Here is a 21,172-nt window from a genome sequence, read left to right on the forward strand (position 1 = left end):
GATCATGAAAATTATACAATATATCAGTGCGGTTGCATTTGTTTTAGTTACGGCAACCTCTTGTTCCGAAGATCAATATGGGGAACATTCGGAGATGGATTATCCTATCCCAACAATAACCTCGGTAACCTCTGATGTTGAGGTAGGAGGAGAAATAACGATAATAGGTGAGAACTTTGCTGCACCGAGTACAGTCTCTATTGACGGTATAAGCATGAACATTACTTCTCAGGATGATAAGAAGATAGTTGCCGTATTACCTCGGTTGTTTAAAACCTCTTCAATCATCGTGCGTAACGCTTTCGGACGTAGTAGTGAGGAAAAAATGGTTGTCAAACCGATTTATCCGGCAGCGGAAGAGATAACGGTTACATCTTGGCCTAAACAAATAACCAAGGGCCGGCCATTAATCGTGCGGGGACATAACATGGACTTGGTAACGCAGGTATCGGTAGGCTCTGTGACAATCTCGGTAAACGGATTGAACCAGCAACAGGAGAGACTGCTGGTACTTGTACCCGAAACACTTGAAGAATCATCAGCTACGATTGTTCTGAAAACAATCGTAGGTTCTACCATAAGCTTGGGCAATGAATTGCCTGTCATTGAATACGATCCTGTTAATTGGGAACCTATAGAGCCGGTTGTATTGATGGACTTTGAAGATGGCGATATGCACTATTTAAGTGGTGACATGCCTTCCGCCCTTTGCACTGCTAAGTTAAACGGAGCAGGCAATGGCATTGTTTCACCCGATGGAAGTAATAACTATTTTAGCTTGTATGCAAAAGAAATTACCGGAGCGTATTCGATGTGGACTTATCTGGGCTCTTTAAAAACAGTCTTTGCCAAACCGATAGATATGTCTGAATTCCATGATCCTTATATATCATTCTATTGGAATAGTGATGATAACATCGGGTCATTCCAATTGGCAGTAAGTCAGGGTGAACAAAAAGGTGGCGGAACTTTTGCACCGGGTAAAACGGATAAAAAGTATGATCCTGAAGCGAAGTATGATTTATACACATTGCGTCCTACCAATAAAAAGTGGCATTGCGTTACCGCCCGCCTAAAGGATTTGGTTGTCGAAAGTTGGGGAGGAGATTTTAAAGAATTTGACCTCTTTGGACAGATTACCGATATTGAACTTGTGTTCAAACAGGTTAACGGGGTATATTGGAATGGTAAGTATGGTACGGAGAATCCTGATGATATCTATAATTATGGGAGTCAGGATAATAAAGAATTCAAGGCAAATATTGATAAGATTATGATTACGGACGGTCCTTATACATTAAATGGATATCCCGAGAAAGAATAAGTATTTAACTAATGGTCTAACAAATATGCAAGTCGATATACATTACGATCGGCTTGCATATGCAAAAGAAATTTTTCAATGAACAGAAAGAAGATTAAAGCTTTACTTGTTGCCGCTTTAGCAACTATTTCTACCTTCTCCAATGCAGCGAGTTACAATGTACTCGATTTTGGAGCTAAGAATAACGGAAGAGAATTAGTAACGTCACATATTCAAAAAGCGATCAATCAGTGCCATGCCGATGGTGGAGGTGTAGTATTTGTACCGTCAGGAAAATACCTGGTTGGTACGTTAAACCTGAAATCGAATGTCGAATTTCATTTTGAGACCGGGGCTGTACTATTGGCTACCACAGATTTATCCCAATACCAAAGACATAATGAACAATTGGCAGGTGTTTTCTATACGGAAGATGCTGATAACGTTTCCATAACCGGTAACGGCACCATCTTTGGTCAAGGAATGGAGTTTATGGAACGGACGGTTGCGAAAAAGATTGTTGGAGATGTGAATAATTATATCCGGCAGAAGTTTGATTTTAGAAAGGTCGAAAATGGTACGTTGGGGGATGGCCCGGTAAATCCGAAGGAGCGATTCCATCAAATGGTCATTTTCAGCAATTGTACTGATGTCAGTCTGTCGGATTTTAAATGTGTGGATGCGCCTTATTGGACAATTCTTGTCGTACACTGTGACCGTGTGAAGGTAAATAAGGTTATGATCGATAATAATTTGCTGATACCTAACAGCGATGGGTTGGATATTGTGTCCAGTAGTAATGTGAATGTATCCGACTGTTATTTCAGTTGTGGGGATGATGCAATAATTCTGGCCGGCTATGCTCATCATTTCGGTGATCCGGGATTCAAAGATATCTTGAAACCCTCGAAGAATATAAATGTGGATAATTGTATTTTCCGTTCACGTTCCAGTGCTATCCGGATTGGAGGATGGGATCAGAACCACATGTCCAATTATAATTTCAGTAACATCACCATCTATGATTCGAACTGTGGGATCAACCTTACCGTACGTGACTCGGGTTCTATTCAGAATGTAAACTTTGACAACATCCGTATCGAGACCAGAATGCATACCGGAGATTGGTGGGGAAATGGCGAACCGATCAAGATTTCAGCTTTGAGAGGAGTGCCCGATAGCCCGATAGGTATTATTAAAAATATCAGTTTTGCCAATATTTCCTGCTCGGCAGAAAATTCAATATTGATGTATGCTTCCGATGAGACTGTCATGGAAAACATCTCATTCAATAACTTTAATTTCGAATTGAAGAAAGGAGCATTGGAAGAAGTAAGTGGTGGTAACTTTGACTTGCGCCCGAATACCGTACAAGGCAAAGAGATCTATGCCTCTAATATCCCGGTTGTCTATATAGAAAATGCGAAGAATGTATTTTTTAATCAAGGCAACATCAGTTGGGGGAATGTAGATAAGCCATACTATACAAACGCGATCGAAGCCATTAAGGTCAACACCTTGTATCTGGATAATATGACGGCTTCACCTTCTCCTTCCAATCCGGAGTTGCCGGCTGTATCATTGAAAAACTGTACGAACGTGAAGAATAATATTCGTAAATAGTGTGTGGTGGATGGAATGCAATATCGAAGAACCGAATTTAAAAATTAGATAGAATGAAAAATATAAGGAGGATTATGGCGGTGTTTGCCTTAGCGGGGCTTACAGCGTGTGGGGTTGGAAACAAGAAGATGGATAATACGGAGGTATGCAGGACTCCTGAGACGGACAGCCTATATACACTTTTAAAGAAAATCCCCGGGAAAGGTTTTATGTTTGGTCATCAGGATGCCACAGTATATGGAATTGGTTGGGAAGGAGATTCGGCTCGTAGTGATGTCAAGAGTGTATGTGGGGATTATCCCGCTGTTTGCGGATGGGAAATAGGGCGCATTGAGACAGGTAAACCGGCCAGTTTGGACAATGTATCTTTCGATAGGATTCGAGTGGAGATGATCCGGAATTATCTACGTGGCGGGGTGAATGCTTTGAGTTGGCATGTGGACAATCCGATGACGGGAGGCGATTCATGGGATGTTTCAGCGAAAGACGGAGTCGTTGCTTCCATTCTGCCGGACGGGACAAATCATATCAAGTTCCTAGATTGGTTAGATAAATTGGCAGACTACTGCAATTCGTTGGTTACTCCTGAAGGGACGAAAATACCGATATTGTTTCGTCCCTGGCATGAGCATACAGGCAGTTGGTTCTGGTGGGGGAAAGATCATTGTACTTCTGAGCAATATAAAACTTTGTGGATTATGACCTATGATTATCTTCATTCTAAAGGAGTGAACAATTTACTATATGCTTATTCTCCCGGAGGAGATTGTACGATGGAAGAATATATGGATCGTTATCCGGGAGATGAGTATGTAGACGTTTTAGGATTTGATTACTATCAGATGAATGGAAGCGAAGGGTGTCAATCATATAAAGATGCAATGCATAGGACATTGAAGTTCCTCACAAAATTGGGCGCGTTGCATAACAAGCCTATTGCTGTAACGGAAACGGGATTGGAAGCTCTTCCGGTGAAGGATTGGTGGACGAATGTGTTATTTCCGGTTTTAAATGAATATCCGGTGAGTTATGTATTGGTTTGGCGCAATGCACGCGAGAAAGAGAATCACTATTATGCACCTTATCCCGGACAACTGTCGGCCGAAGATTTTGTTGAGTTTTACAAGCATCCAAAGACCTTGTTTGTTTCGGACCTTGTGGATTGGAATAAGTAATCAGAGAATTATTTGTATTGATTAAGAAGCAGAATAAATTATGGTAGATTTGAATTTACTTTACGAAGCGATATTAAAAGGAAAACATACTGTTGCCGCAGAACTTACGCAAGCTGCAATAGATGAGAATGTATCTCCTAAGGAACTGATTAATAACTATCTGATAAGGGCAATGGAGGAGATCGGACGACGCTTTGAGATCCAACAAGCATTTGTCCCGGAGTTGTTAATGGCTGGCCGGGCGATGAAGTCGGCTTTGGCACTGCTTCAACCTTTATTAAAAGGTGAAGATGCAGCTTCTTCCGTCGGAACAATTGTCATAGGAACTGTGAAAGGCGATTTGCATGATATTGGAAAGAACCTGGTAGGATCTATGTTTGAAGGATGTGGATTTCGAGTAGTCGATTTAGGCGTAGATGTGGATTCAGAGAAGTTTGTGCAGGCGGTAAAAGATCATAATGCCAATGTGGTAGGGTTGAGTGCATTGCTTACGACTACTATGCCATATATGAAAACAGTAATTGATGAGTTGGAAGTAGCCGGACTCAGAGACAGAGTAAAAGTAATGGTAGGAGGCGCTCCGGTAAGTGCGGGCTTTGCGGCAGAGGTCGGTGCCGATGGGTTTAGCAGTAGTGCTAACTCTGCTGTTATAAAAGCAAAAGAATTATTGGGAGTTGCCTGAAACTTTCATAGAAATAAGACATCAGACAGGATATAAAATGAAGAATATGGATATGGATGCCTGGATGGAAAGTATCCGGGCTAACAGAAAGAGAGTGGCTATTCCCATAATGACTCATCCGGGAATAGAACTAATTGGTAGAACCGTTTATGAAGCTGTCAATAATGGCAAAGTGCATTTTGATGCCATTAATGCTCTTAATGAGAAGTACCCTTCCGCAGCATGTACGGTAATTATGGATCTTACTGTGGAAGCGGAGGCATTCGGTGCTTCGGTTGATTTTCCACAAGATGAAATACCGACAGTTGTTGGGCATCTGGTATCCGACCTGTCATCTGTAAAAGCATTGAAGGAACCCGATATGAGTGAAGGACGCATTCCGCAATATCTGCTGGCTAACAAATTGGCTGCTGAAAATATTACCGATAAACCGGTATTTGGCGGAATGATCGGTCCTTTCTCTTTGGCTGGACGACTGTACGATATGTCCGAGTTCATGATGGCGTGCTATTGTGAACCGGAAACGGCTGGTTTATTGTTACGGAAATGTACCTCTTTCTTGTTAAACTATTGCTTGGAATTGAAAAAACAAGGAATACAAGGAGTTGTAATAGCCGAACCGGCAGCCGGATTATTGTCGAATGAGGGTTGTGCAGAGTTTTCTTCACAATATATCAAGTCGATAGTGGAGGTCGTTCAGGATAGAAATTTTGTTGTCATATTACATAACTGTGGTAATACAGGTCATTGTACCGAGGCAATGGTACAGACCGGTGCTGCCTGCTATCATTTTGGTAATAAGATAAATATGTTGGAAGCATTGGATGCATGTCCCACCGATTCAATCGTAATGGGCAATCTTGATCCTGTAACTTTGTTTAAAGCAGCGAGCCCGGAAGATTTGAGGATAGCTACACTCGATTTGTTGCAACAAACATCGGCATATCCTAATTTCGTTCTTTCTTCGGGATGTGACATTCCTCCGCATACTTCTCTTGCGAATATAACAGCTTTTTATGCTGCATTGGATGAATACAACCATGCCATAAATGTTGATCGGACATGAATGAATTTGGAAGCTTCGATATTGCCTTCTCGCAACTTTCAATAGAAATGAGGGAGGTGTATCAGTTGATGGGGTATGACGGGCATGAACCGGGTACGGAAATAGTGACACTTGTCAATGACATGGCAGATCGGATAAGCCGGTTGGTTACTCCTCGTTGTACATACCGGTTATTGAAAGGAAGGATCGATGGTATTCAAAGTCTTCAGATAGGGGACACGCTGTTAAATCCTGGGCGTATTATTACCCATGCCATGAAAGGAGCTTCATATTACGCTATTTTTTTAGTAACCATAGGAAAAGAGTTTGATTTATATTGTGAGCAATTGAAAAAAGAGAATGATATGTTACAAGTGTTTATTGCAGATGCATTTGGTTCTGTATTGGCAGAAGCTGCTGTTGCTTATTTTATGAAACGCTTGTCCTCTATGGCGGCCTCCGATGAAATGGAAATAAGCAATAATTATAGTCCCGGATATTGCGATTGGTTGTTGGAAGAACAAAAAAAGGTATTTGGGTTCTTTCCGGCAACTCCGATTGGCATTCATCTGACTGATTCTTGCCTGATGCTTCCTGTTAAGTCGGTCAGTGGAATCGTTGCAGTCGGTACGGATGTGAAAAAGCAACCTTATGGTTGCGATATTTGCAAAATGGCTACCTGTATAAAAAATAAGAAATTACAAAAATAAGAACAAGTATGATGAATGCAAAATTAGAAAGAACACATAGCATGCTGGCAACTCCTAAGACCGGTGAAGGACGGGTTTATTTTCATCCGATATTGATGATGCATGCTGCCACTTTATATGGAAAGACCTATACGGAGTTCATGTCAGATCATAACGTGTTGGTGGAATCTAACTTACGATTGCTTGAAATGTATGACCATGATGCTGTTAGCGTCATTTCCGATCCTTATAGGGAAGCATCCGCTTTTGGAGCTACCATTACTTTCAACGGTGATAACTCTCCTAAAGGTGAGAAATTGGTTCATTCCATGGAAGACGTTGAAAGGTTGGAGATTCCTGATGTATATGCTTGTGAACGGACTTTGGACAGGATAAACGGAGTGAAACTGTTTCGTGAAAAGTTGGGTGAGCCATTTCCCATAATAGGTTGGGTAGAGGGACCGCTTGCTGAGGCTGCCGATCTTGCAGGTGTTTCGGAAATATTGATGAACATGGTGATTGAACCAGAAATGGTTCAGGCATTGCAATTGAAATGTTTGCAGATGGCAAAGAATTTTGCTTTGGCTCAGATTAAAGCCGGGGCTAATATCATTGGGGTAGGAGATGCTGTATGTTCACAGATATCGAAAGACATGTATGATGAGTTCTGTTTGCCTTTGCACAAAGAGCTTTTCTCATTTATCCATGCGCAAGGAGCCATTGTCAAACTTCATATTTGTGGGAATATAACTCATATATTGCCTTCTTTGGCCAAAACGGATGTGGATATATTAGATGTGGACTGGATGGTCAATGTAAGAGAGGCCTATGAAGTGATGGGAGAAGATGTTATGATATGTGGTAATCTTGATCCTGTAACGGTAGTTATGCAAGGTGACAAGAAATTGATAAAAGAGAAATATGATGCAGTAAAGAGCCAGATACCGCTTGAGAACTGGATAATGATGGCAGGATGTGAGATTCCGCGCGCTACACCGGTTGAGAATATGAGATATTTGAGAGAGATTTCAATAGGACGATAAATAATATTATAATGGGATAATTTTGTATCAGTATCTCTTAAAGTGTCCGGCTATCTTTGCAGCGTATTATGATATGTATGAGAAAAATAAAATATTGAAAAAGGATGGAAACTTTTAATAATAAGGTAGCGAAGCTCTTTCGTAAGTATGAAGAGTTGATCGTAAGAAAAAATGAACCTCTTCCCACCGGCAACGGTATTTTTACCCGTTATAAATATCCGGTACTGACGGCTGCCCATACGCCTGTTTTTTGGCGTTACGACCTGGATGAGCATTCGAATCCTAATTTGTTGGAACGTATTGGGATGAACGCCACCATGAATTCAGGGGCCATCAAATGGCAGGGACGCTATCTGATGCTGGTTCGTGTGGAAGGAGCCGACCGGAAGTCGTTCTTTGCCGTGGCGGAAAGTCCCAACGGTGTGGATAATTTCCGCTTCTGGGACTATCCCGTTACGATGCCCGAGGACTTGATTCCTGCCACAAACATTTACGACATGCGTCTGACAGCTCATGAGGATGGCTGGATATACGGTATCTTTTGTGCAGAGAGGCATGATGATTCTGCGCCCGTCGGGGATTTGTCATCGGCTACAGCTACCGCTGCCATTGCACGTACTAAAGATTTGATCCATTGGGAACGTTTGCCGGATCTGAAAACACGGAGCCAGCAACGCAACGTAGTCTTGCATCCGGAATTCGTGAATGGGAAATATGCCCTTTATACCCGTCCGCAGGACGGATTTATCGATGCCGGTAGCGGTGGAGGCATTGGTTGGGCTTTGGTAGACGATATGACTTGTGCTGAGGTAAAAGAAGAAAAGATTATCGATTCGCGTTATTACCATACTATTAAAGAGGTGAAAAACGGTGAAGGCCCTCACCCGATTAAGACTCCCCAGGGATGGTTGCATCTGGCTCACGGAGTCCGCGGATGTGCTTCCGGTTTGCGCTATGTGCTGTATATGTACATGACATCGCTGGATGATCCTACCCGTGTGATTGCTTCTCCGGGTGGTTACTTCATGGCTCCCGAAGGTGAAGAGCGCATCGGTGATGTTTCCAATGTATTGTTCAGCAACGGTTGGATTGCCGATGAAGACGGAACCGTATTTATCTATTACGCTTCTTCGGACACGCGAATGCATGTGGCTACTTCTACCATCAAGAAACTGGTGGACTATTGTATGCACACTCCGCAGGATGGATTGTCGTCATCGGCTTCGGTAGAAACACTGAAAAAACTCATAAAGCATAACCTTGAGGTGATGAGGGATGCTTCTGAAGACGAAAAGATTATGGAGGTAACGGACATGATACAGGCATAAGGTGTTAGTTTACAAATAGATACTATGATAAAATTAAGGGAAAAGATTGGTTACGGCTTCGGGGACATGGCTTCGTCTATGTTCTGGAAGCTTTTCGGTTCTTATTTGATGATATTTTATACGGATGTGTTCGGGCTCCCCGCAGCGGTGGTTGGAACCATGTTCCTGATAACTCGGGTGTGGGATTCTGCATTTGATCCCATCGTAGGGGTGATGGCGGATCGTACCCTTTCTCGGTGGGGGAAGTTCCGTCCCTATTTGTTATATCTGGCTGCACCTTTCGGACTGATCGGAGTCCTGACATTTACTACCCCGGGTCTGGGTACCACCGGAAAACTCGTCTATGCTTATATTACCTATTCGCTGATGATGATGGTTTATTCGGGCATCAATGTTCCTTATGCATCCTTGCTGGGAGTAATGAGTCCCGACCCAAAAGAGCGGAACACGCTTTCCACCTATCGCATGACTTTTGCTTATATCGGCAGTTTCATTGCCCTGTTGCTGTTTATGCCGATGGTGAATCATTTCAGTCACGGGCATAGTGAGCAATATGGCTGGATGATGGCTGTGGTGGTGATAGCGGTGATGTGTACTGCGCTGTTTTACGGTTGCTTTGCACTGACACGCGAGCGGGTGAAACCCATTAGGGAGGTACAAAGCCCGTTGAAAGACGATCTGCGCGATCTTTTGCACAATCGTCCCTGGTGGATTCTGCTTGGGGCAGGCATTGCTGCTTTGGTTTTTAATTCGATTCGTGACGGAGCTACGGTATACTATTTCAAATATTTCATTGTGGAAGAATCTCATGCGGCTGTATCCCTTTTTGGAGTCTCTTTTGTGCTGAGCGGGTTGTATTTGGCGGTAGGACAAGCGGCAAACATCGTGGGAGTAATGCTTGCGGCTCCTGTCAGTAACCGGATCGGAAAGAAGGCTACTTACAAGTGGGCGATGTCGATCGCTACTGTGCTGAGCATTATTTTCTATTGGTTCGGCAAAGGGGATCTGGTACTCATTTTTACCTTTCAAGTACTGATCAGTATTTGTGCGGGAAGTATTTTTCCTCTGCTGTGGTCGATGTATGCCGATTGTACCGATTATTCGGAATGGAAAACAGGGAACAGGGCTACAGGGCTGATCTTTTCGTCTTCATCAATGAGCCAGAAGTTCGGATGGGCGATAGGCACTGCGCTGACCGGATGGCTATTGGCCTATTTCGGATTTCGGGCGAATGCTGTGCAAAGTGAAGAGGCGATACATGGTATCAAGATGTTCTTGAGCTTTCTGCCTGCTGTCGGTACGGTGTTGAGTGTGATCTTTATCAGCATGTATCCTCTTAGTGAACAAAGGATGAAGAAGATTGAAGCGGAATTGGAAACTAAACGGAAGGACTAAATGATGGAAGCATTGCAAAAGCTATATAATGAAATGGAAGATATCCTTGTCTCCAATATTCTTCCTTACTGGATGAACGGGATGAAAGACAATGCGAGAGGCGGCTTTTTCGGACGCATCACCGGGAGGGACGTACTCATGCCCGATGCCCCGAAAGGAGCTATTCTTTGTGCGCGTATCCTTTGGACTTTTTCAGCAGCTTACCGGCTTCTTGGTAAACAGGAATATCTGGATATGGCTACACATGCCAAACGATATCTGATCGATTGTTTCTATGATCGCGATTTCGGGGGCGTATATTGGAGTCTTACTGCCGAAGGTGATCCGTTGGATACGAAGAAACAGGTGTATGCCATTGGTTTTGCCGTCTACGGATTGAGCGAATATCACCGTGCAACGGGTGATGAAGAAGCATTGACGTATGCTGTACGATTGTTCGATGATATTGAAAAGCACAGCTTTGACACGGTAAAGAATGGCTATCAGGAAGCTTTTACCCGTCAGTGGGAGGAGATAGCCGACATGCGCCTGAGCGAAAAAGATGCGAATGAAAGGAAGACGATGAATACTCATCTCCATATTCTGGAACCTTATACCAACTTGTACCGGGTCTGGAAAGACGATCGTTTGCGTGAGCGACTGCATAATCTGATTCTTCTTTTTACAGAGAAGATACTCAATAAGGAGACCAGTCATTTGCAACTCTTTTTTAATGACGATTGGCAATCAAAATCCTCAATTATATCGTATGGGCATGACATTGAGGCTTCCTGGCTGTTACATGAGGCTGCTTTGGAATTGGGTGATACAAGATTACTGGCATCTGTGGAAATGGTCGTTCGCTGTATAGCCGATGCAGCAGCCGAAGGCGTTACCACCGAAGGAGGAATGATTTATGAAAGGGATACGAATACCGGACATACGGATGCTGACCGGCATTGGTGGGTGCAAGCCGAGGCGGTAGTGGGATATTTTAATATCTATCAGCACTTTGACGATCCGGTGGCGTTGCAGCGTTCGCTTGATTGTTGGGAGTTTATTAAAAAACATCTGATAGACCGTGAACATGGGGAGTGGTTCTGGAGTATCCGTGCTGACGGGACAGTGAACCGAGAAGATGATAAAGCCGGGTTTTGGAAATGTCCTTATCATAATGGACGGATGTGCATGGAGTTGATGCAACGGATCAGTAAATAATACTTTACATCTGTTGATGCTTTAAACTGATGATGTTTCTTATCACCGAGGAACGTATCGGAGGGCACCGATGAAGGTGTCCTTCCTCACCGATGAAGGCGCTGTTCCTCACCGATGAAGAACCACTTCCTCACCGAGTAAAAAATGTGTTTAAAATGATCTGATAGTCAATGATTTAATATATATGATTTATCTCGATTTTGGTGTCTCTATATGAATATCGGCTTTGATAATTGGGCAAACCTGGTATTAAGCTAAATGATTTAATTCAACAATCATGTTTCATTTTAAGCTATCATCATGCTCAAACTTGCATATGATGGCTTTTGATAATCAGATGATGTTTTCGCAGGAAGATTGTCAAGTGGATGCGTTGAGCGTATCGGCTTTCTTCGACTTTGCAATAGTAAGATTGTCCATGCTTTAAGTAATTCTCTCTATTTTTTACTCGGAGAAAACCGGGTTACTTTGCGGTCATAATTAATCAATATCATTATGACCATGAAGACACAATCGAATCTTTATCTGTTTCTGATCGCCCTGATCTCTGCCATGGGAGGTTTCCTCTTTGGTTACGACTGGGTTGTGATAGGCGGTGCAAAGCCTTTTTATGAACAATATTTCCAGATAGCAGGTGATCCTGTCCTCCAAGGCTGGGCTATGAGCAGCGCGTTGATCGGCTGTCTGGTCGGTGCTTTGAGTGCCGGCAAGCTGAGCGACCGTCTCGGACGTAAGCCTATCCTGATTCTGGCTGCGGGACTGTTTATTGCCACGGCAATTGGTACGGGTGCTGTCCATTCCTTTACTTATTTTAATGTATTCCGGTTGATAGGCGGATTTGCTATTGGCATTGCTTCCAGCCTTTCACCTATGTATATTGCCGAGATAGCTCCGGCACATCTTCGGGGACGGTTCGTTTCCATCAATCAGTTAACAGTTGTATTGGGCATACTTGCCTCCCAGATCGTGAACTGGCAGATAGCCGAACCTGTGCAGGCAGGTGCCACAGCGGAGATGATCCGTGAATCGTGGAACGGGCAATGGGGCTGGCGTTGGATGTTCTGGGCGATGACCGTGCCTGCAACTTTGTTTTTCGGTTTTAGCTTCATTCTTCCCGAAAGTCCCCGTTGGCTGGCTTCTTCCGGTCGCCGGGAAGCAGCATTGAAAGTGTTCGCGCGTATGGGAGGAGATGCCTATGCACGTAGGGAACTGCAAGCCATCGATGCATCTTCCACCGGTACTGAGCAACAAGGAGGATTCAAGCAATTACTTCAACCATCCATGAGGAAAGTCTTGATAATTGGTATTGTTATGGCTGTTCTGCAACAATGGTGTGGCATTAATGTGATATTCAATTATGCCCAAGAGATATTTATGGAAGCGGGTTACGGTGTTTCGGATGTATTGATGAATATTGTCGTGACCGGTATTACGAATGTGGTCTTTACGATTCTTGCCATGTTTGTTGTTGACCGCTGGGGACGTAAGGTACTCACATTGATCGGATCGTTCGGGCTGACCGTTATTTACGCTTTCATGGGGGCAGCCTACTATTTCCACATCACGGGCATCGTATTGCTGGTCATTGTCGTACTGGCTATTGCCTGTTACGCCATGACGTTGGCAACTACCATGTGGGTCATCATCTCCGAGATCTTCCCGAACCGTGTACGCGGTGTAGCAATGTCCGTTTGTACATTCGCTCTGTGGGCTGCTTGTTTCATCCTGACTTATACTTTCCCCGTATTGAACAGTAGCCTGGGGGCAGCCGGAACTTTCTGGTTGTACGGTGTCATCTGTCTTGCCGGCGGAATATTTGTAGTGACCTGTCTGCCCGAAACGAAAGGGAAGAGCTTGGAAGAGATCGAGAAAGAATTAATAAAATAATCATTATATAAATATGGAAAAGATAACCCAATATTTGATTCAAAGCACCGTTCACACCAGTGAAGTGCGTGCTTGGGAAGAGGATATTCTACTTCCTACTTACGAGATAGGAAAAGAGGAGAAGAACCCTATCTTCCTTGAAAAGCGAGTTTATCAGGGCAGTTGCGGATCGGTCTATCCTTATCCTGTGGTAGAAAAGATATCCGATAAGAAAGTCGATAAGCAATATCACGCCCTGTTCATCGAGAACGAGTATATAAAGGTGATGATTCTGCCCGAACTGGGCGGACGTGTACACATGGCATACGATAAAGTGAAGAAACGCCATTTTGTGTATTACAACCAAGTAGTGAAACCTGCCTTGGTAGGACTAACCGGCCCGTGGATTTCAGGAGGTATAGAATTCAACTGGCCTCAGCACCACCGTCCTTCCACTTATCTGCCCACCGACTTCTCTATCGAGGAGAATCCCGATGGTAGTAAAACCATCTGGTGCAATGAAGTGGAACGCATGTTCCGTACCAAAGGAATGCAAGGATTCACGCTCTACCCCGGAAAGGCGTATATCGAAATTAAGGTGAAGATATACAATCGCACTTCTTTCCCTCAGACATTCTTATGGTGGGCAAATCCGGCAGTCGTGGTCAACGATCATTACCATTCGGTGTTCCCGCCTGATGTGAATGCCGTGTTCGATCATGGCAAGCGCGATGTTTCCTCTTTCCCCATTGCTACCGGGACTTATTATAAACAGGATTATTCGGCAGGCGTGGACATCTCGAAGTATAAGAATATCCCCGTGCCTACTTCCTATATGGCTATTAAATCGAAGTTCGACTTTGTCGGAGGTTATGAAGCCGATGTGCAAGGCGGTTTGCTGCACGTTGCCGATCATCATGTTTCGCCCGGTAAGAAACAGTGGACGTGGGGAAATGGAAACTTCGGCCGTGCCTGGGATCGCAATCTTACGGACGAGGACGGTCCGTACATTGAGCTTATGACCGGAATGTACACCGACAACCAACCTGATTTCTCATGGCTTCAACCTTATGAAGAAAAATCATGGGTTCAATATTTCATGCCTTACAGCGAAGTGGGTTATGTGAAAAATGCGACTAAAGATGCCCTGTTGAACCTAGAACTGAAGGATGGAGAAAGCCGTATCGTCCTCTATACCACAGGCGTGAACAAAGACTTGAACATACTGGTCAAAGATAACCGGGGAAATATGCTTTTTGATAAGACGCTCCGGATATCTCCTGCCGAACCGTTTGCCGGCACTTTCCCGACAGGAGATTTGAAAGAAGAAGAGATCCGTGTGGAAGTCAGGAACCGGGAAGGAAAAGTGATCCTTTCCTATCAGGCGGATAAGCCGGAAATCAAACCGGTTCCCGATCCTGCGAAGGCTGCCAAAGATCCGAAGGACATTGCTTCAATCGAACAATTGTTCCTTACCGGTCTGCATCTGGAACAGTATCGCCATGCTACTTACAATCCGATGGATTATTATATGGAAGCTCTCCACCGCGAACCGGGGGATGTGCGTTGTAACAATGCGGTCGGACTCCTTCTGATGCGTAAAGGGCAGTTTGCACAGGCAGAAGCGTATTTCCGCAAAGCAGTAGAAACCTTGACCGAACGCAATCCCAATCCGTATGACGGAGAACCTTACTACAACCTGGGGTGGAGTTGCAAGATGCAAGGTAAACCGGATGAAGCATATGATGCGTTCTTCAAATCGGCTTGGAATGCCGCCTGGCAGGATGCCGCTTATTTTGCCCTGGCACAGATTGAGACACAGAAAGGGAATTATGAGAGTGCGCTTGATAAGGCAGACCGTTCTCTGATTCGCAACTGGCATAATCACAAGGCTCGTCAGTTGAAAGCCTCCATTCTCCGGAAGCTGAACCGGAAGGAGGAGGCGTTGGCACTGATAGAAGAGTCTTTGAAGATAGACCGTTTCAACATGGGCTGCCGTTTTGAACTTTACTTGCTGACACAAGACGAGAAAGTGCTGGCGGATATGAAGACGATGATGCGCAATTGGTCGCACGGATTCCTAGAATATGCACTCGATTTTGCCGCTGCCGGTCTGTATGATGAGGCAATTGCCTTGTTGCAAAGCCATGCTTCGGGAGCTGGAAACGTATATCCGATGGTTTACTATGCACTGGGGTATTTCCATGCCTGTATGGGTGAAAATGAGAAAGCATTGGAATACTATCAGAAGGCGGAGAAAGAAAACCACGCCTATTGTTTCCCGAACCGCATTGAGGAAGTCCTCATCCTGCAAAGTGCAGTTGCTATGAATAAGCAAGGTGCAAAAGCTGCTTATAGCTTGGGTAACTTCTGGTATTCCGCCCGTCAGTACGACAGTGCCGTTGCTTGCTGGGAAACTTCTGCTTCCGTCGATCCGTCATTCCCCACCGTCTGGCGCAATCTGTCATTGGCTTATTACAATAAGCAAAATGAGAAACAGAAAGCTTTGGAGGCCCTTGAAAGAGCTTACAGGCTCGATGAACACGATTCGCGCATTTTGATGGAACTCGACCAGCTTTACAAACGTCTTGGCCGTCCCCATGCCGAACGCCTTGCTTTCCTCGAAGCTCACCTTGCCGAAACGGAAGAGCGTGATGATTTGGCTATCGAGCGTATTACGCTTTATAATCAATTGGGTCGTTATGCCGAAGCCAAAGATTTGATCGCTGCCCGTAATTTCCATCCTTGGGAGGGTGGTGAAGGAAAGATCACCGGGCAGTACGTGTTATGCCGGGTAGAACTTGCGAAAATTGCACTTCGCGAGAAACGGTATGCCGATGCCTTGGCTCTTCTGAAAGAGACGGAAGACTATCCCTATAACTTGGGTGAAGGCAAGCTGGCGAATGCCGAGGAAAATGATATCTGGTATTACAAAGGCGAAGCCTATCGCGGCTTGGGAGAAGATGTATCGGCTAGAGAGTGCTTTGAAAAAGCTACTGTCGGATCGTCCGAACCTCAGCAGGCTTTCTTCTATAATGACCAGCAACCGGATAAAATATTCTATCAGGGATTAGCTTGGCGGGCGTTGGGAGAAGAAGGCAAGGCACGCGGCTGTTTCAACAAGCTCATCAAGCATGGTGAGAAGCATCTGTTCGACAAATGCCGCATCGATTACTTTGCCGTGTCATTGCCCGATCTGGCTATCTGGGAAGACGATCTGGACAAGCGTAACCGCATCCATTGCAACTATGTGATGGGACTTGGCTACTTGGGATTGAACGAGCCTGTCAAAGCAACCGCTTTTCTCGATGAGGTGAGAGCATTGGATGTGAACCATCAGGGTGGGCAAATCCATCGGAACATGTTATGAAGATAGCTTATAACGTAGAAGCTTATATCCCTTCCGGTGAACCGGTCTACCGTATCCGGTTGACTAACGAATCGGGAGCGTTCGTAGAAGTGACCAACTGGGGAGCCCGTTGGATCACTTCTATGATGCCCGATGCCAATGGGCGATTGGCGAATGTATTGGCGGGCTATGACTGCATAGAGGAGTATCTGTCCGATTCTTACTATATGGGAGCCATTGTCGGCAGGTTCGCCAATCGCATTGCGAATGCGCGATTCACCATACACGGGGAGACTTTCCAACTGGAGGCTAATGACGGGCACCATACGAATCATGGTGGATTCTCCGGTTTCCATAATAAGCTATGGGAATGGCAGGAGATAGACGGTGGTGTCCGGTTTGAATTGACATCGCCCGATGGCGAAGGAGGTTATCCCGGAACTATCCGGGTGAAAGTGGATTATTTGTGGAGCGAAGACAATGAACTCTCCATTCGTTATTATGGGCAAACCGATCGTCCGACCTATTTGAATATGACGAACCATGCATATTTCAACTTGACGGGGAGAAGGGAAAAGATTACTTCCCATTATCTGACCATCCCTTCGGAGTGGATATTGGATACCAATTCCAAGTTCATTCCCAATGGGAAGAAGGTTTCCGTCCTGGGTACGCCCTTTGACTTTACACGCCGTAAAACGATTGGTAAAGATCTTTATGCTGCCCATCAACAGTTGGCATGGAATAAAGGGTATAACCATTGCTATGTACTGAAAGAGGCATCTTCTCCTGACTTACTAACTGCCGCCTCTTTATGTGAAACGGAATCCCACCGCCGGTTGACCGTGAAGACTGATTTGCCGGGGGTATTGCTCTATACTGCCGGATATTATGCGCGTCCGGATACGGCAGTCTGTCTGGAGACACAGTATTTTCCGGATACCCCTTCACATCCGCATTTTCCTTCCTGTTTGCTCAATCCGGGGGAGGTGTACGATCACTTGACGGTTTACCGGTTCGACAACCTGTGACCTATCCTTTTTTCTTCGCTTTGTATTCCGAAGGCGACATTCCCATCGTCTTCGTGAACAAGCGGGAGAAATAGAATGAATCTTCATAACCCACCAACGGGCTGATCTGGCTGATCTTTAGGTTTGTGAAATCCAGATAATGGCAAGCCTCCTGAATCCGGAGGTATGCCAGATAACGTAGGGGTGAGTAACCCGTCTTTTCTTCAAAGAGACTGGAGAAGTAAGAGATGGAAAGTTTCACTTCGGCAGCGATGTCTTTCAACCGGATACTTCTGTTCAGGTTCTCCTGCATGTAGTGGATGGCCAGTTGTACAACGTCTTTGGGGCGTGCCTCCTTGGGTGAACGGCATTCCCGGTACTCACCGATAAATTTCATGGAACCCAAGAAGTGGAATAGGCTGGTGGTGGCATAAAGCATGTTGTTTTTATTGTATCCCGAACTGATGGATAAGTAGATCTCTTCAAACAGTCCCAGCCTCTCCTTGATGCGTGAATGTTCCGCTGGGGCAATGTCGTGCGGGCGGTCGAAGCCCGAACTGAAGAAGGCGGCTTTCTCCCCGTTGAAGTGCATCCAGTAGATGCTCCACGGATTCTGCGTACTGCTTCCGTATGAATGTGCTTTATGTTCGGGAAGGATAAAGAATTGGTTGGCGGTCACTGTCTGCTTTTTCCTGTCGAGTTCAAACCAACCCTCTCCCTCTACACAATAGATAAGGACAAATTCGTTTGCTTCCGCATCCGTGCGTTCACAATAATGGAAGCCGGCATGAGGATAATAACCGATATCGGTTATGTATAGCTCTTTACCTAAATAGTCCCGCTTCAATTCTTCAATCAGAAAGACGGGCAGTACGGCAATTCGTTCTCCTTTGAATCCTTCTCTTATCCTTGGCATAGTAGGGGATTTATTCGTTCATCATGTTCAACTCAGTCCATTCTTATTTTTAAGTTGTTTTTCTGTTTCTTCTAATATAGATGATTATCAGCATTACTACTCCGGCTACCAGCAATCCTATTGCTCCGTAAGCGATACCTTCCGTCACATGCAAGCTTTTCGGGTCGAAGCGCATCTCAATGGTGTGCTTGCCTGCCGGAACATTCATGGCACGGAGGATATAATCGGCACGGGCTATGTCCGCTGGCTGACCGTCAATCGTAGCTTGCCATCCCGGATAGTAAATCTCGGAGAAAACGACAACACCGTCTTTGGGGGAAGAAGTTTCGTATACCAACTGATTCGGCTCATAACTGGTTAGCCGGATAGTGCTTAAGGAATCTTGTTTAAACCCATCCGTAACTCCTTTCAAAGCATCCTTGAATTTCGCATCTACAATTGCAGTGTTCTTAAGGTCTGCCGTGCCTACTGCATCTATTTCTTCGTTGGCATTATTCACATACTGTACTTTGTCAACGAACCAGGCATTGCCATAAGCATACGGATTGAGGATCGGTACCGTTTGTCCCTGTTGGTTGACCGGTAAAATGAAATATTTCGTGTTCAGCATGTTCAATACCCGGAACTTATTGGCATCTACACTGTCCATTTCTCCACCGGTTGCAGCAATTTCCTTGAAGGTAGACTGCATTTCCGGTGCGATGTAGTGGTCTATCATTTCCTGATAACGCCTGAGTTTGGCTGCATGATATCCACCGATACTTTTGTGCCAGTAAGAAGTATTGTTCTCTTGGAACGTACTGGTTGCGAAGTTCAATACACGATAATCCAACGATTTGTCTTGTAATATCTGTTCGTCGGTCGGGGTCTTGCGGAATGTATCTACTTTTGCAGATTGGTGTACGAACTGTTCATCGTTAAGATATCTCTTGTTAATGCTCCACATTTCGATGATACAGAGCAAAGCAATGGCACCGATTGTCCATGAACTTTTCAGTTTGCCTCTTTGATAAATGAACAGGAGGGCAAAGCCACAACAGATGATAAAGAAACTCGACCACGCGTCTGATGTTACCATGCTCATGCGCATCTCTTTCAGATTGTCGAGAATGGGCATTAACTGATCGGATGGAATGGCCTGTTGGAGGGCAGCCATTTCGTGTGCGGGGATAAAGCTCGGAATAAGTATGCCCGGAGCAATAGCCAATATAAGTGCTACACCGGCAGTCAGGCAAAAGCTGATGATGACTCCCCGGCGGTTCTCTTTCAGAACGGACGGCTTGTCGATAATCGTTTTAAGTGCGAATATTGCCAATAACGGTATGGTAAATTCTGCAATTACCAGAATGGACGATACCGCCCGGAATTTGTTGTACATCGGTATGTAATCGATGAAGAAGTCAGTCAATGGTATGAAGTTCTTTCCCCATGACAAAAGGATGGAGAAGAGGGTAGCCCCGATCAGTGCCCATTTCATGGGGCCTTTCACGATAAAGCAGCCCAGGAGGAAGAGTGCCATCACAAACGCACCGACATAGACCGGGCCGGAAGTCATGGGTTGGTCACCGAAGTATTGGGTGATTTGCGAATAAAGCCCGTTGTACATCGGGTTGGCTTTTTTCATAGCAGTTTCACTTTCCGTCAAGGGGACGGATGCACCGCCTCTGACATTGGGGACCAACAAGCTGAGTGTTTCACCGATGCCATAACTCCAGTTTGTGATGTAATCACGGTCGAGTCCATTACTGGTCTGTTCTGCTTTCGCACCTTCGTGTACCAATTCGCTTTTACCGCGCAAGGTTTCTTTGCTATATTCATACGTGTGGTACAGATTGGAGAGGTTGACCGCCACACCTATTATGCCTGCCACTACCAATACTGCCGAAGCTTTAAAGAAAGAAGGCAATTCTTTCTTACGCCACGCCTCTTCGAAGTAAGCTCCCACCATAAACAGGATAACAAACAAGAAATAGTAAGACATCTGAACGTGGTTGGACTGTATTTGCAGAGCCAGGAACAAGGCGGTGACAATACCTCCCAATAGATATTTCTTACGATAAGCAAGTACGATACCGGCTATCGTAGGCGGAATATATGCCAGAGTGATAAACTTCCAGATATGGCCTGCCGATATCAATATAAAGAAGTATGAAGAGAATGCCCATATAACACCTCCTAAACCAGCCAACCATGCCGGAAGTCCGAAGGCGCGCAACAGGATATAGAACCCCAGCATCATGATGAACGTGAGCCAGACGTATGAAGGCAAATAAAGTTGATATACCTTTTCTGCCCATCGCAATGGTTTGGTGGAATCGTAGCTGGGCGATATTTGATAATTCGGCATACCACCGAAAAGCGAGTTTGTCCAGCGTGTGGTTTGGCCTGTACGTTCATGGAACTCTTTAGCCTCCTGTCCGGCTCCTACTCCGGCAACCGTGTCGTGTTGGAAGAGTGACCGACCTTCGATGACAGCCGGGAAGAAATAGGCGAAAGAGAGAATGATAAATGCCAGGATGGCAATCAGATCGGGAAGGAACTTCTTCATACT

Annotated in this window: 14 protein-coding genes and 1 pseudogene; 13 read left to right on the top strand and 2 right to left on the bottom strand. The window is 45.0% G+C overall.

What is annotated here, in order from left to right:
* Window positions 1-4: 4 nt before the first annotated feature.
* The 13 genes and pseudogenes from H8744_RS06720 to H8744_RS06780 all read left to right on the top strand — a co-directional run bounded on the left by H8744_RS06720 (window position 5) and on the right by H8744_RS06780 (window position 17,726).
* A complete protein-coding gene (locus tag H8744_RS06720; protein WP_262434110.1) occupies window positions 5-1,324 on the top strand; it encodes an IPT/TIG domain-containing protein in 1,320 nt (439 codons plus the stop codon).
* A 78-nt stretch (window positions 1,325-1,402) separates the two neighbouring features.
* A complete protein-coding gene (locus tag H8744_RS06725) occupies window positions 1,403-2,926 on the top strand; it encodes a glycoside hydrolase family 28 protein (RefSeq protein WP_262434111.1) in 1,524 nt (507 codons plus the stop codon).
* Between the two features lie 53 nt (window positions 2,927-2,979).
* On the top strand, window positions 2,980-4,101 hold the full coding sequence (locus H8744_RS06730) for a glycoside hydrolase family 26 protein (RefSeq protein WP_262434112.1): 1,122 nt from the start codon (window positions 2,980-2,982) through the stop codon (window positions 4,099-4,101).
* 49 nt (window positions 4,102-4,150) lie between these two features.
* Window positions 4,151-4,783 (top strand): annotated as a pseudogene (locus H8744_RS06735) (corrinoid protein); the annotation flags it as partial.
* 37 nt (window positions 4,784-4,820) lie between these two features.
* Window positions 4,821-5,849: a uroporphyrinogen decarboxylase family protein gene (locus H8744_RS06740; RefSeq protein WP_262434114.1), complete on the top strand. Its 1,029-nt coding sequence runs from the start codon at window positions 4,821-4,823 to the stop codon at window positions 5,847-5,849.
* A complete protein-coding gene (locus H8744_RS06745) occupies window positions 5,846-6,538 on the top strand; it encodes a vitamin B12 dependent-methionine synthase activation domain-containing protein (RefSeq protein ID WP_262434115.1) in 693 nt (230 codons plus the stop codon). Before H8744_RS06740 ends, H8744_RS06745 begins: the two co-directional genes overlap by 4 nt.
* A gap of 8 nt (window positions 6,539-6,546) precedes the next feature.
* The gene (locus H8744_RS06750; RefSeq protein WP_262434116.1) at window positions 6,547-7,560 is read left to right on the top strand and encodes a uroporphyrinogen decarboxylase family protein; all 1,014 of its coding nucleotides are present in this window, start codon (window positions 6,547-6,549) and stop codon (window positions 7,558-7,560) included.
* 104 nt (window positions 7,561-7,664) lie between these two features.
* The gene (locus H8744_RS06755; protein WP_262434117.1) at window positions 7,665-8,888 is read left to right on the top strand and encodes a glycoside hydrolase family 130 protein; all 1,224 of its coding nucleotides are present in this window, start codon (window positions 7,665-7,667) and stop codon (window positions 8,886-8,888) included.
* 24 nt (window positions 8,889-8,912) lie between these two features.
* A complete protein-coding gene (locus H8744_RS06760; RefSeq protein WP_262434118.1) occupies window positions 8,913-10,283 on the top strand; it encodes an MFS transporter in 1,371 nt (456 codons plus the stop codon).
* A complete protein-coding gene (locus H8744_RS06765) occupies window positions 10,284-11,480 on the top strand; it encodes an AGE family epimerase/isomerase (RefSeq protein ID WP_439649357.1) in 1,197 nt (398 codons plus the stop codon).
* Between the two features lie 492 nt (window positions 11,481-11,972).
* A complete protein-coding gene (locus tag H8744_RS06770) occupies window positions 11,973-13,367 on the top strand; it encodes a sugar porter family MFS transporter (protein WP_439649376.1) in 1,395 nt (464 codons plus the stop codon).
* A gap of 13 nt (window positions 13,368-13,380) precedes the next feature.
* Window positions 13,381-16,716, top strand: coding sequence for a DUF5107 domain-containing protein (locus H8744_RS06775; protein ID WP_262434120.1), 3,336 nt, complete (start codon window positions 13,381-13,383; stop codon window positions 16,714-16,716).
* Window positions 16,713-17,726, top strand: a complete 1,014-nt coding sequence (locus tag H8744_RS06780) for an aldose epimerase family protein (RefSeq protein ID WP_262434121.1) — start codon at window positions 16,713-16,715, stop codon at window positions 17,724-17,726. The genes H8744_RS06775 and H8744_RS06780 overlap by 4 nt, the downstream gene beginning before the upstream one ends.
* Before the next feature lies 1 nt (window position 17,727).
* Here the strand turns inward: H8744_RS06780 and H8744_RS06785 are convergent, their stop codons facing one another.
* A complete protein-coding gene (locus tag H8744_RS06785; RefSeq protein ID WP_262434122.1) occupies window positions 17,728-18,621 on the bottom strand; it encodes an AraC family transcriptional regulator in 894 nt (297 codons plus the stop codon).
* A 49-nt stretch (window positions 18,622-18,670) separates the two neighbouring features.
* Window positions 18,671-21,169: a YfhO family protein gene (locus H8744_RS06790; protein WP_262434123.1), complete on the bottom strand. Its 2,499-nt coding sequence runs from the start codon at window positions 21,167-21,169 to the stop codon at window positions 18,671-18,673.
* Between the last annotated feature and the right edge of the window lie 3 nt (window positions 21,170-21,172).

Source organism: Jilunia laotingensis (assembly GCF_014385165.1).
GTDB classification, from domain to species: Bacteria; Bacteroidota; Bacteroidia; order Bacteroidales; family Bacteroidaceae; genus Bacteroides; species Bacteroides laotingensis.